Source organism: Streptomyces sp. RLB3-17 (genome assembly GCF_007113425.2).
In the GTDB taxonomy this organism is placed as follows: Bacteria; Actinomycetota; Actinomycetes; order Streptomycetales; family Streptomycetaceae; genus Streptomyces; species Streptomyces mirabilis_D.
This window is the reverse complement of the sequence record NZ_CP041610.2, coordinates 2,146,789-2,160,070: the sequence shown is the minus strand read 5'-3', so window position 1 is coordinate 2,160,070 and position 13,282 is coordinate 2,146,789. Positions and strand designations below refer to the sequence as shown.

Here is a 13,282-nt window from a genome sequence, read left to right as displayed (position 1 = left end):
TCTGTCCGCCGCTCATGCCCTGCCTCCGCTCCGGCCGCCTCTGCCGCCCCGGCCACCACGCCCGGCGAACTCCTCGAACCCGGGCGCGTCCCCCTCGACGACCCGCCGCCAGGCCCGCGCGAACAACTCCGGCACCGGGCGGTCCGGCACCACGAAACCGTGGGCCGTCTCCGGCAGCAGCGGGGCTTTCCAGCTCTCGACGGGCAGCCGCGGCGCCTTGTGCTCCAGCCAGCCGCCGGGCAGGAACTGCGCTCGCCCGGCCCGGGACCGCTTCGCCTCCACCACCAGCCCGGTGGCGGCCAGTTCGGCCCTGGCCCGCTTCAGCCGTGCGGGCTTCCAGCCGGTCCAGGCCGCCTGGTTGCGGTCCGTGGGGTCCGGGAGCGCGAGCAGCATCAGATAGAGCCCGGCCGCATCCTCGGACAGCCCGCACCGCTGCGCCGCCTCGGCCACCAGCTCCGGCACGCTGTGGGCCGGATGCTGTGCGGCTCCGGGAGGGCCGTCCGCCGTGACCAGGGCGGTGAACTCCTCGCTCAACAGCGTGCGCAGCGACTGCAGTTGCCCGCTGTCCCGGCTCAGTGCCGCGAGCAGCTTCAGCGCCGGGTGATCGGGTCCGCCCTCCTCGCCCGCCTGCGGCAGCACGGCCGACGGCCGCAGCCATACGGTGTCCCACTCCGAGCGGTGCCGCATCGGCGCCAGCATGATCGCCGGGCCCGCCCGCAGCAGGCCCTCCGCGTCCCCGCCTCCCTGGGCGGGCAGCCCGAACGTCTCCCGTACCCGGGTCGACACCGTGTTGCCGTCATGCCCCCAGGTCACCCCGAGGTCGAGCAGCAGCCCGGGGTCGGTGAGGCGCTCGCGGAGCATGCGCAGGGTCTCGGGCAGCGTCGCGCGCAGCGGATCGCCGTACGGCAGTCGATAGGCGAGCCAGCGCAGCATGCCGACGTACGCGGCCAGGGTGGAGCCGGTGAACAGGGCCTGGGCGTCCAGCGGTTCGAGTCCGTTGCCCCGCATCCGCTGCTCGGTGCGACCGGTCAGCTCGGGGCGCGCCTGGGGGTTGAGGACCGCGTCCAGCATCCGGCCCGGTCCGATCTCGCTCACCATCCGCGCGATCAGCTCGGGCGGCGCCGCCCGCCGCTGCCCCCGCCGCTCGATCCAGATCCGTACGACAGGCTCCAGGTCGAAACCGTCGGTCCACAGCCGCTCCATGCGTCCGGGATCCGTGGGGATCAGCGCGGCGGTGAACAACTGCCGTTCCGCGACGGAGAGCTCACCGAGAGCGGTCCGGGCGGCCTGCGCCTCCGCGCTCTTCGCGCCCAGTGGCTGGAGGTGCTCCGCGGGCAGCAGCCCGTCCTTGCCGTAGGAGTTGAGCCCGGGCAGCCCGAGGAGCAGCAGCGCTCCGGCCACCGCGCTCACCCCCACCCGCTCGGCGAACTCCCGCGCCTGCTCCGGCCGGTAGGGCAGCGGTCCCCGCTCCCGCACGAGCGCCACCAACCGCCGTACGGCGGGCGCCAGGGCCTCGTCCCCGGGCGTACCCCGGATCTCGGACTCGACGAGTGCGAAGCCCTCCCAGGGGCCGAACTCGCCCGCCGGGTCGTACTCGACGGCGTTCCAGTACGCGTCGCCCGCGTCGACCTTCTGGCAGGACAGGATCAGCAGCCGCCGGTCGCCCGCGGCCAGCACCTCCCCGACGCGCTCCGGCCGCTCCGACCGGGAGGCCTTGAGCTGCACGACCCGCAGTCGTCCGCGGGGATCGACGAGCACCCCGTCGCCGACCGACAGAACGACGTCGAGGAATTCCAGCAGCCCGGCGCGCCGGCCCTCCGGCGTGGTGGGCGCGGCGGCGCGCAGGGCGGCCGCCACCGTGCCGGGACCGGTCAGCGAGAGCCAGGCGACTCCGGTGCCGACGAACGGGAACTTCGAGGGCGGTGTGCCCGGGGCCAACAGTGAGCGCAGCGCCCTGAGCTGATCGACCGCGGTGGTGGCGTGTTGCTCGTTGCCGTAATAACCGTAGAAGTGTCCGGGAGCGGTGAGCTCCCGCAGCGCCTCGCGCAGGACGTGGTCGTACGCGTGCCGGACTTCCTCCTCGTCCTGCGGCGCGGCGACCGGCCGCTCGGCCTGCTCGCCAAGCGTGGCGATTCGCCTGGCGCAGCGGGCCGTCTCCTCGACCAACCCGGCCACCCCGAGGGCGAGCCGCTCGTCGGTGACGGCGGGCAGCAGCCGGGCCACGGCCTCCCGCGGGCTCTCGCCGTCCCGGACGGCGGCCAACAGCGCGGTGGCGTCCGCGTCGGTCACGGCCCGCAGCGCGGCCGAACCGTGCTCGTCGCGCGGGCGCAGCGCGTGCCAGTACCACAGCGGCGGCAGGAAGCGGGTGCCCGCCGCATGTGCGCTGCCGCGGTCACCCAGCTGGACGCGGGCCAGCGACAGGCCGTCCCTGTCGCACAGCTCGACGATCGTGCGGTTCCAGCCCGTCTGTACGGGGTGCAGGACGGCGCCGCCCGGCAGGCGCAGGGGCGGGGCCGGAACGCCCTTGGTGGTCGCCGGGCTGCGGTTCCCGTCGACCGAACAGGCCGTCCAGGCACCGGAGTTCTGGTCGTGCGTCACCCACCAGCCGAGCAGCCCGTCCTTGCTGCCGAACGGCGAGCCCTCCAGACCCGGCTGGACCGGCAGCAGACGGCAGTCCGTCTGCGTGAGGACGATGCCCGGGCGGGCGTCGGCGAGCGCCGAGTCGAAGAACGCGGGCACCGACATCCGGCCGCGCTTGGCGGACGCGGGGTCGTACTCGTGCCAGCGGTTCTCGTGCAGCACCCAGTAGGAGATGCCGTCCGAGGCGATCTCGCGGCGCTGCTCGGCGAACGTGGTGTCCCCGGCGTGCACGGGCCGACCGCCGAAACAGCGACCGCCGTCGGGCAGCGCGAGCGACACCGGGTGGCCGCCGTACCAGCCGCCCGGCAGGCCCGTCGGCTTGAACACGTCGGCGGGGCGCCCGGACCAGACGGCCCGCTGCTCGTTCCCGTACCCCGACGCGATGAGCCACTGGCCGTCCACATGACGCACCGTCGGCTCGCCGTACTGTCGCCCCTGGGACGGCAGGGTGAGCGTCCGCGCGTCGAGCAGCGCGTCGGGGCCGGCCAGCGCGACCTGGGTCTCGACACGGACGATCAGCGCGGGCCAGGCGTCCGCGTACTGGTACGACCGGCCGTGCTGATGCTGCCACGGGTGTGGTCCACTCGCCGGAGGAGTGACCCTGCCGAGGGTGTCCAGGGCCTCTTCGAGGGCGGGCCAGCCCAGTTCGTCGAGGATGCCCGCGCGCAGGGTGCGGCCCAGGACCGGGGCGGGATCGAATCCGACGATCCGACGGACGGCCTCCGGTGCTGTCGCCAGTACGGCGGGTGCCGAGAAGCGGGAGACCTTGGCCAGCAGCTCGTCGAGCCCCGGCAGGCCGACCGGCTCGGCCAGTGCGTCGGCACGGTCCCGCAGCCAGCCCGCCACGGCCGTGCGCAGCGCCGGATGGTCCGCGAGCGGCCGCACGCGGACCGACGGTCCGGACGCGGGTCCGTCCACGAGGGAGAGGCTCTCCACCGCCCTGCGCAACAGGGGAGCGAAGCGCGGGTCGGTGGCGACCGTGGCCAGGTCCCGGCGGCCCGGGCGCTCGTCGTCCGTCCAGTAGCGCAGTTCCAGCCCCTCGGTCTCAGGGGAGGGGTCGGCGACCGGCACGCCCGCCGCGAGGGCGGTGTCCAGCAGGTCGAGATCCACGTAGGAGTTCCAGCCCTGCTCGCGCAGCAGCCGCACCGGCTTGCCGTCGGCGATCAGCCGGGGCGCCAGCCGCTCCACCAGGGCGAGCTCCTCGACGAGCCGCTTGCGCTGCCGCCAGCCGCGCTGACGGTGCCGGTCCCAGGAGCTCATCCAGTCGGCCGCGTCGACCGTGCCGTCGAGCAGCAGACCGATCGCCCCGCAGGCGTCGAGCAGCGCGAGCCACGCCGCGTCGAACTCCTCGCGCTGATCACCGCCCGTGGACGGCATCAGCGTCAACAACCGCTCCCGTACCGCCGGATCCTCGTGCGCCAGCTCCGCCAGAGCGGGCAGCGCGGAGTTCCAGAAGCTCCCGGCCGCGCGGTTCATGGCCCCCGAGGGGAGGATCTCGGCGAGCAGCGCCCGCTCCTCGGCGCGCGGGTCGAGTCCCGCCCCCTTCGCCAGCCGCCGCAGATCCTCCAGCATGCCCGCGTAGGGAGCGATCCCGGCCGCGCAGCGCTGCGACGACAGCGTCCTGAACTGGTCGTACGCATCCGTGCCGGACAGTCGTGCCGCCAGGCCCTTGGCGTGCTCGCGCAGTGCCTTCCCGCTCAGCGCGCCCGCTCCGGCGAACTCCAGGAACACCTCCCGCAGCCGGTCCTCGTCCACGTCGAGGGCGTGCCGCTGCTCGGCGGCCCGGGCCTTGCCGAAGAACGACGCGGCGTGCTGGCGCGACTCAGCCCCCAAGAACAACCGGGCCACCTGCTCGTAGTACGTCGGCAGGAAGTGCGGCACCGACCGGTCCAGCCGGGCGCCGATCTCGTCGAAGCCGTCCTTGGCGTGGCCCGGCTTGCTCGACACCATCCGGGTGAGCCGCTCCATCTCCTTGACCACGGCGAGCGCATGGTGCCCGTTCACCGGGTCGTTGACCAGCGCCCAGGCGGGGAAACCCAGCGACTGCCGCCTCACCCGGCCCACCGGCGCCGCGTCGGCGGTACCGAAGCCCAGGTACTCCAGGGCGAGGTCCTCGGCGGGCCCGATCGCCTCGGGCACCAGCCGCACCACCGTGCGCCCCTCCAGTACGGGATGCCCGTACGTCCGCGCCGTCAGCACATCGCCGGCACCCTCGCCCAGCGGCAGTACCGCTCCCGACTCCAGCAGCTGATCCCCGCTCACAGCTCCCCCTCCTCGTCCTCGCCGTTCACCACACGCCCCGCGTACACCAAAGCCGCCATCCGAACCCCCTCCGACCAGGCGACCGGCCCCACCTCCCGCAATGGCAGCCGGCGGCCGCCCGCGGCCCGCCACTCCAGGCCGCCGGTGCGGGTCTCGGACTCCGGGTAGTCGGCGCCGATCCAGTAGGCCGCCTCCACCGCGACCCCGTTCTCGATCAGCGGGCACACCGCGTACCCGCCGCGCACCCGATAGCCGTACGAACCCGCCCGCGCGGTCGCGTGCCGCAGTTCCTCGAACTTCCCGCCCGCGTAGGCACTCCACTCGAAGGCGGCGCCGTCCCTCTCGTCCGGCCGGGGCCAGACCTCTCGGAACAACTGGCCCGCGCCCTGCTCGACACCGAGCTCCGCCGCGAACTCCCGCAGCTCCTCCAGGTCTTCGAGGAGCACCGGATGCGGTATCACCACCGTCCGCGCGGCGAGCCGGACCGAGTCGCCGTCCAGGTCGACCACGCCGAGGCCCTGCTCCGGATCCGCGTCCCGCAGGAATCCGGTGCGCTCCAGCGCGACCGTGCCGTCCGTGTCCACCGGCGCCACCACCAGGTCCCGCAGCGCCGCCTGCCAGGCGGCGTCGGGCCACACCCGGGCCAGCAGGTCCGTCGGCACGGGCAGGGAGCGGACGATCCAGGTGTCCACCTGGGAGCGGCACTCCCGCTCATGCCGCTCCAGCCACTCGGCCAACTGCCGCAGCCGGACGACCTCCACGTCGTCCCGCAGCTTCGCGGGCACCTGCTTCAGCATGCGTCCTGCCGCGTTGCGGCACCGCACCTGTGCGCCGTCCAATGTGACGGCGTACCCACTGGATGTCTCGATCCAACCCATGACAGGACCCCTCCCGAACCCACCTGTCGGCGATGGTGATCACAGTAGGGGAGGGGTCTGACAACGCCCCGAAGGGCTGTGCTCAAGCGGCCTTGAGCTGCGGTTTCTACGCGGCGTCCAGGGCGGCGCGGCAGGCACGCAGCAGCTGTTCGTCCTCGGCGATGTCGTGGCTGCCGTATCCGCCGGCGCGTGCCTGGTGCCGCCGCGGCGTGGCGAGTTCCGTACGGAGCAGATCGTGGGCGGGCGCGCCCGCCGGCCCCATCCGGGTCAGACAGTCGGCGAGGAGGGTGCGGGTGTGCGCGTTCTGTTCCCAGGCGGAGCGGAGCGCGGGGAGGACCGGTCCTGGATCCCCGGCGATGTCCCACAGGGCGCCCGCGGCACTCGCACGCAGCCACACCTTCCCGGAGTCGGCCATGCCGCGCAGTGCCGGCAGGGCGGGCCGGGCCGCGGGCCCCAGTCGGCCCAGTGCGTCGGCCGCGTTGCGTGCGTGGAGCGGTTCCTCCACCAATTCTCTTCGCAGCGTCGGCAGTACGGCTTCCGCGTCGCCCTCCAGCGACCAGAGCGCATCGGCCGCCGCCACCGCGCTCCCCCCGTCCAGCAGTTCGCGCAGGGCCGGTATCGCCTCCCGCGCGTCCGGGCCGAATCTGCCGAGCGCGTCGGCGATCGCCCGCACGAGCCACTCCCGGCTCCGCAGCCCCTCCGGCGCCCCATGCAGCAGCCGCAGCATCTCCGGTACCGCAGGCGCGTGTCCCAGCCTGCCGAGCGCGAACAGCAGCGGCACCGCACGGTCGTAGGTGTCGAGTGCGTCGAGGGGGACCTCGCGGAGGCGCTCGCGCAGCAGTGGAGCGAGTGTGGCCGCCGCCGGGCCCAAGTGCTGGACTTCGTAACCGGTATCGGGGGGCACGACCGGCCCGTCCAGCACCTCGGCGAGCACCGCCACCGCGCGCGGATCGCCGGCTCTGGCCAGCGCCTTGAGCGGGGCGCCGAGGGTCGGCGCCCCGCGCTCCCACTGGCGTATTCGGTGCTCGGGGCCCGTCGCCACCAGGGCGGCCAGGTGGTCGGCGGCCGGGGCGGCCAGACCGAAGAGTGTCTCCAGGACGGAGGCCGCGGCATCGCGCAGCCGCTGCTCCTCGATGACGACCTGTTCGCCGATCGACGCGACCAGCTCTTCGTACGAGCCCCGCCATTCACGCAACAGCCCCGCCGCCATCCACACGCCGTTGCACCGGTCCGCCGACTCGTCGCTGCTCAACTGCCCCTTGAGCAGGGCGATCCGGTCGGCGGTCCGGCCGCCGAGCGCGGTGTGCAGGGTCCGCAGGAGATGACCCCCCTCCTCGTCGGCGGGGCGCAGGCGGCGCAGGTGGCCGATGAGGGTGTCGGTGTCGGGCCGCTCGGGCTGCTCCGGCACCCGGGGGCGTTGTGATCTGGCCCGGAGCAGTGCGACGACCGTGGGCACGAGGTCGGCTGGAAGGCGATCGGGTGCGCAGCCGGCGAGTTGGCCGAGGGCGGCGAGCCGCAGCCCGGGGTCGTGCGGAGCGGCACCGAGTTCGACCAGGTACTCCACCGCGGGAGCGGCGGACGCGGGGTGCAGGCGCGCGAACAGCCCCAGACCCTCGGCCAGGGCCGGCCGGACCCGTTCTTCCTCTTCCTCCTCGAGTCGTCCCGTCAACAGCCCGAGGACGTGCTCCGGTTGGCCGAGGAACCGCACGAGCGCCGTCGGTGCCGCCCGGCGCACCTCCGGGTCCCGGTCCGCGAGCAGGCCGATGAAGGCCGCGGCGCCCGACCGTACCGCCGTGCGGGCCATGGCGTAGTTGCCCTCAGCTCCGTCCCCGTCCTCGAGCGGACCGTCGTCGAAGGCGTCCCCACCGCCGATGCTGACGAGCAGCTCCACGACGCCGCCCCGGTCGTGGAGTTCCGTATGCCCGACGAGTTCGAACAGGAACGGGATGCAGGCGAGCGTCGAGTCGTAGACGTCGCCCTGGTGGTGCACGGCTCCGTACATCCCGTCGAGCGCTCTCTCACGCTCCTGAGGGCACGCGGAGGCCAGTCCCCGGAGCAACTCCGGGACGTCCTCGGCGCTTCCATAGGCATGTTTCATCGAGGCCCAGCCGACCTCGTCCATCCCCGTGAACACGGCATCCTCCCCAGGCGTACGACAACTCATCGTGAGTGTGCACCAAGGCACTGACAGTCACGTGTGCCTTTTGGGGCGTGTTCCGGCGACAGAGGTGGCGGGGGCCCGCCGCCCGCGCCCAGGGGATTCGCCTCGAGGCGAGGGGCGGCGGGGACGGCGGGGAACCGGTGGGACGCGTCAGACTCCGACGCCGAAGTCGGAGGCGATCCCGGACAGACCCGAGGCGTACCCCTGGCCCACCGCGCGGAACTTCCACTCCGTGCCGTTGCGGTACAACTCGCCGAAGATCATCGCGGTTTCGGACGCGGCGTCCTCCGACAGGTCGTAGCGCGCGAGTTCGGTGCCGCCGGCCTGGTTGACGACACGGATGAACGCGTTGCGGACCTGGCCGAAGCTCTGTCCGCGCGCGTCGGCGTCGTGGATCGAGACCGGGAACACGATCTTGGCGACCTCGGCCGGTACGCCGGCCAGGTTCACCTTGATCGACTCGTCGTCGCCCTCGCCCTCACCGGTCAGGTTGTCGCCGGTGTGCTCGACCGAACCGTCCGGGCTCTTCAGGTTGTTGTAGAAGACGAAGTGCTGGTCCGAGAGGACCTTGCCCGACTCGTCGACCAGCAGCGCGGACGCGTCGAGGTCGTAGTCGGTGCCCGTCGTGGTCCGCACGTCCCAGCCCAGGCCGACCAGGACCGCGGTCAGGCCCGGTGCCTCCTTGCTGAGCGAGACATTGCCGCCTTTGGACAGGGAAACTCCCACGCTGCTCTCCTCCGTGCTGCCATCGGCCGGGCGAGTGGACGCCCGGCACTGGATGGATCGACATCAAAAAAACTACATCACTGTAGAAACAAAGCGGGAGTTGCCGGCCGGAACCCGTCGGTCCTACGTGTTCCTCGCCATGGTGCCGGGCGTGACCGGGCCCGCTTCGTACGCCGTGACGACCGCCTGGACGCGGTCGCGGAGGCCGAGTTCGGCCAGGACGCGGGCGACATGGGTCTTGACCGTCGCCTCGGCCGGGTGGAGGTGGGTGGCGAGTTCGGTGTCGCTCAGGCCCTGGGCGAGCAGACGCGGGACTTCGAGTTCGCGCGGGGTCGACGGGCCAGGTCGGGAGGGAGCGCGGTCGTCTCCGGGGACCGGCGGGCGTGGCGTTCGACCGGGCGGAGGGTGATGCCCCCGCGACCACGTCGATGCCGTACTCGACCGTCACTGTCGCCTTGGCGCCGACCGTGTGCTTCACCATGTTCGTCAACGCCTCCTGCACCACCCGGTACGCGGCCAGATCGCCCCCGACGGCTTCGCCGCCCCGGGCGCGCCGCTGTCCGCGGGCTGGGCCGCCCGGATCCGCAGTGCCGTCGCCCTGCGCACGGAATAGCAGCGGAACAGGAGCGGAACGGGAACGGAAGGGGGGCGGAAGGGGGAGCCGGGAGCCGTCCGATCCGCACCCATGGTTGTACTGTTGCGCAAAGCAGCAATCATCAAGTGGGTGGCGGCCAGTGGGGCGTGCCCTCGACCGAGGCGAAGAAAGGCGGGCGCGCGATGCTCCGCAACGGACTGGAACCCTGGCACCTGCTGATCGTGGCGATCGTGCTCATCGTGCTGTTCGGCTCGAAGAAGCTGCCGGACACCGCCCGTGCGCTGGGCAAGTCGATGCGCATCCTCAAGAGTGAGACCAAGGCGATGAAGGACGAGAACCCCGCGTCCGCCGCCACCGCCGAACAGGGCACGGCTCCGGTGACCCCCACGGCGATCATCAAGAACTCCGCCGAGCAGGCCGCCCCGCGGGCGACGACCGAGGCTCCGAGCGCCGCGCACTGAGCCCATGTGGTCCGTGTCCGGGGACGGCGCACACCGCCCCCGGACACGGACACGTCTGAGGACTCAGTCCTCTTCGCCGCCTTCGTCGTCGTCGCCCTCGAAGAAGTCGCCCACCTCGTCGACGACTTCGGCCGCGACCAGGCCGCCGACCACTCCCACCGCGAGCCCCGCCGCGCCGGCCGCGACCGCGGTACCGAGGCCGGGCCCGGAGCGGTGGCCCTCATGACCGGACCCATGGCCGGACTCATGATCGGACGCATGGCCAGACCCATGGGCCGAGTGATGCCCGTACTCGCTTCCGGCGGCATACGGATCGGCGTGGCCGTACGTGGCGTGAGAGCCGTACGACGCCCGGTGTTCGACCAACTGCCTGATCCAGCCGTCGACTTCGCTGTTCCAGTCGCGTGTGCCGACATCGTGATGGCTCACCGTGAAGCGGGTGAGGGCGTCCTGCCCGGGCTCGAAGAGCCCGCCGCGCTTGTCGGCCTCCAGGACGATCTCCATGCCGGCCGGGGTGGCGAGGAAGGTCAGCTCGATCTCGTTCACCACGTGCGCGTACTGCGGCGCGGGCGTCAGCTCGATCTCCTGGTAGAAGGGCAGCTGCTGCCCCGTACCCCCGATGTGGCCGTGTTCGAGGTCGGCGGACTTGAAGCCGAAGCCCAGCTGCCCCAGCGCCTCCAGGACCGCTTCCTGGACCGGCAGCGGACGCACCGCGAGCGGATCCAGGTCGCCCTTGTCCCTCGCGCCGGCCACCGCGAGCTCGGTGCGCACACCGAGGACGATGCCCAGCGGCTGCCCGTACAGCTCGCTGACCGGTGTCTCCCACGGCAGGGACACGCTGAACGGAACGCTGTGGCGCTCCTGCTCGGCGAGGCGGAAACCGCCGCCGACCGTGAACCGCTCGAAGACGACGGCGCCCTCGCTCTCCCCGTCCTCGTACTCGGCCTCCACCCGGGCGATCAGTTCGAGCCCGATGTGCTCGATCTCCACGTCCGCGCTGCCACCCTGGAGATGGACCTGCCCGGACAGGATCCCGCCGGGCGCCACCGCGCCGCCGTCGAGAACCGTGTCCACCGAGGGGCCGCCTGCGCCCATCGCCCCGAGCAGCCGTTTGAACACCATGTCGGTGTGGCTCCTTCACTGATCGCACTCATCGTTCCGAACCGGCTCGGAACGTGCCCCGAGCCGGTGTGATCAGAACTGACGGCATCGGTAAAGAAGTTCCCAAGTCACCTGGACGGAGGCATCTTTCACGACTTGGTGCGCCCGAAGCAGCGCTCCAGCTCGTCCGGGTGGATGTTCGCGGCCACCGGGGCCACCGGGGCCACCGGGGCCACTGAGCCGCCCCGCCAGGGTTGTCCGCATAGGTGTTGAGGGCGTCGACCCGTCCGGGGGCGGGCGCGGTGATCGGTCGCATCGGTTCCGGACGACGTGAACGTCGGACGACTGCGACATGGCGGGCGCCGGGTGCGCGTGCCCCGGCGCCCGTACCTCGAACAGGCCCGAGGAGTTACCTGGCCGACGAGGTGTCGGTCGAGGAACCGCGCTGCTGTCCGGGGACCTGCCCGCTGCCGTGCGGGGGCTGTGACCGCCCCCGCGGCGCCCGTAGCAGTGGACGTCGGCCGAGCGCGGGCAGCGCGGGCGGGGTGAGGAAGCCCTCCGCGCGGGCGGCGGCGATCCCGATGCGGGGGAGGTCGCTGCTCTTCTCGAACAGGAGGTAACGGGGCTCCCAGATGGGCCGGTACTTGGCGTTGGCCCGGTAGAGGGACTCGAGTTGCCACCAGCGGGAGAGGAACGTCAGCACCGAGCACCACAGACGCAGCACCGGTCCGGCGCCCAGCCGGGAGCCGCGCTCGAAGACGGAACGGAACATGGCGAAGTTCAGCGAGACCCGCTGCACCCCGATCTCCTCGGCGCGCAGCAGGAGTTCGATGACCATGAACTCCATGAGGCCGTTCTCGGAGTCACGGTCCCGGCGCATCAGGTCGAGCGACAGCCCCTTGTCGCCCCACGGTACGAAGCTCAGCACGGCCCGCGGTTCGTCCTGGCTGTCGCGGCACTCCAGCATCACGCACCGGCCGTCGCCCGGGTCGCCGAGCCGGCCGAGCGCCATCGAGAACCCGCGCTCGGTCTCGCCGTCCCGCCAGTGGTCCGCCTTGTCGATGAGGGTGGCCATGTCGGCCTCGGGGATGTCCTCGTGGCGGCGGATGCCGACGGTGTAACCGGCCCGGCGGATGCGGTTGTGCGCCTGGCGCACTCCGCGCATCGCGCGTCCTTCGAGGGTGAAGTCGGCACGGTCCACGATGGCTTCGTCGCCGAGTTCGAGGGCGTCGAGGCCATGCCGGGCGTAGATCGTGCCGGCCTCCTCGCCGGCGCCCATCACGGCCGGCGTCCAGGCGTGCCGCCGCGCCTCGTGCAGCCATGCCTCGATCGCGCCGGGCCAGGCCTCGGGGTCGCCGATCGGGTCGCCGGAGGCAAGGGTCACACCGCCGACCACCCGGTAGGCGATCGCCGCCTTGCCGCTCGGGGACCACATGACGGCCTTGTCGCGGCGCAGCGCGAAGTAGCCCAGTGAGTCCCGCTCACCGTGCTTGGCGAGAAGGTCGCGCAGACGTCGCTCGTCGTCCTCGCCGAGGAGTTCCCGCCCGCGCGGGGCGCGGAAGCAGGCGTAGAGCACGAGCAGGAAGGAGGCCGCGATCAGGATGTTGACGATCACGTCCACCCAGCGGGGCGCGACCACCGAGTCGAGGCGGTCGGCGAGCGGGCCGACGCTGACCCCGCGCAGCAGCGTGTACGCGATCCGGTCGGTCAGCGGCGCCCCGGACACCTTGTTGGTGGCGCTCACCAGCAGCGTTCCGAGGGTGCCGCTGACCAGGAAGCCGCCGGCACCGACGGCCAGCGCCAGCCGGGGGTTGGAGCGGTCCCCGACGGCCTGGAACTCCTTGCGCCCCACCAGCAGCGCGACGACGAAGAGCCCGGTGAACACGGTCGAGAACCAGTTGAAGCCGTGCTGTCGGTACTGCTCCTGCGTGAGGGCCAGGACGTACAGCCCGAAGAGCGGTCCCGCCAGCAGCATGTTGAAGATCCACGCGGCCCGTTTGCGGCGCCGCATCACGAGGGCCAGGAACAGCGCCAGCGCGGCCGAGACCAGCCCGGCGGTGGCCAGGTACGGGGTGAAGAACTCACCTCCGTTGTGCTCGTGGACCTCTTCCCGGAACGGCAGCGACGTGACCGCCACCAGGTTGAGCAGCGCGAGCAGCCGCAGGTACCAGACCGTGGCCGCGGCCGCCCGTGGTCGTAGCCGGTCGCCTATGGCCGGCCGTCCGGTCGGGGCCGTCCGGCGCGACTTCGAGTTCCTTTGTTCCGGGACGAGTACTGGCTGTTGTGCAGACACCGTGGAGCATCACCTTGGGGAGAGGGCGGTGGGGGAAAGCTGCGGGAGCGGGGGCGGCGAACTCTGTGTGTTCCCTGAGTGGGGCAGAGCGGGGAAACCCTACATGCTGTAAGGAAAAGGTGAGTTGTGGTCGCGGTGAGGATTGCCGCCGAGGGTCTTAACGAG

General features: G+C 72.4%; 8 protein-coding genes and 1 pseudogene. 2 read left to right on the top strand and 7 right to left on the bottom strand.

Annotation, left to right across the window (positions count from 1 at the left end; genetic code table 11):
- Positions 1-12: 12 nt before the first annotated feature.
- From FNV62_RS10165 to FNV62_RS55595, 5 genes and pseudogenes are all read right to left on the bottom strand, one after another.
- Positions 13-4,902 carry a hypothetical protein gene (locus FNV62_RS10165; RefSeq protein WP_144315136.1) on the bottom strand — a complete coding sequence of 1,630 codons (4,890 nt, stop codon included), beginning with the start codon at positions 4,900-4,902 and terminating at the stop codon, positions 13-15.
- Positions 4,899-5,780 carry a DUF4132 domain-containing protein gene (locus FNV62_RS10160; protein WP_143612724.1) on the bottom strand — a complete coding sequence of 294 codons (882 nt, stop codon included), beginning with the start codon at positions 5,778-5,780 and terminating at the stop codon, positions 4,899-4,901. Before FNV62_RS10160 ends, FNV62_RS10165 begins: the two co-directional genes overlap by 4 nt.
- Before the next feature lie 106 nt (positions 5,781-5,886).
- The gene (locus FNV62_RS10155; RefSeq protein ID WP_143612723.1) at positions 5,887-7,914 is read right to left on the bottom strand and encodes a HEAT repeat domain-containing protein; all 2,028 of its coding nucleotides are present in this window, start codon (positions 7,912-7,914) and stop codon (positions 5,887-5,889) included.
- 177 nt (positions 7,915-8,091) lie between these two features.
- The gene (locus FNV62_RS10150) at positions 8,092-8,667 is read right to left on the bottom strand and encodes a TerD family protein (protein ID WP_054228841.1); all 576 of its coding nucleotides are present in this window, start codon (positions 8,665-8,667) and stop codon (positions 8,092-8,094) included.
- Between the two features lie 123 nt (positions 8,668-8,790).
- A pseudogene (locus FNV62_RS55595) lies at positions 8,791-9,077 on the bottom strand (response regulator transcription factor); the annotation flags it as partial.
- 59 nt (positions 9,078-9,136) lie between these two features.
- On the opposite strand from FNV62_RS55595, the gene FNV62_RS10140 reads away from it, so the two are divergent.
- Positions 9,137-9,280: a hypothetical protein gene (locus tag FNV62_RS10140; protein ID WP_164331385.1), complete on the top strand. Its 144-nt coding sequence runs from the start codon at positions 9,137-9,139 to the stop codon at positions 9,278-9,280.
- Between the two features lie 164 nt (positions 9,281-9,444).
- The gene (gene tatA / locus FNV62_RS10135; RefSeq protein WP_143600775.1) at positions 9,445-9,723 is read left to right on the top strand and encodes a Sec-independent protein translocase subunit TatA; all 279 of its coding nucleotides are present in this window, start codon (positions 9,445-9,447) and stop codon (positions 9,721-9,723) included.
- Between the two features lie 63 nt (positions 9,724-9,786).
- Here the strand turns inward: tatA and FNV62_RS10130 are convergent, their stop codons facing one another.
- Together FNV62_RS10130 and FNV62_RS10125 are read right to left on the bottom strand one after the other, a co-directional pair.
- Positions 9,787-10,845, bottom strand: a complete 1,059-nt coding sequence (locus FNV62_RS10130; protein WP_143612722.1) for a sporulation protein — start codon at positions 10,843-10,845, stop codon at positions 9,787-9,789.
- 388 nt (positions 10,846-11,233) lie between these two features.
- Positions 11,234-13,117: a phosphatidylglycerol lysyltransferase domain-containing protein gene (locus FNV62_RS10125; protein ID WP_097283639.1), complete on the bottom strand. Its 1,884-nt coding sequence runs from the start codon at positions 13,115-13,117 to the stop codon at positions 11,234-11,236.
- Between the last annotated feature and the right edge of the window lie 165 nt (positions 13,118-13,282).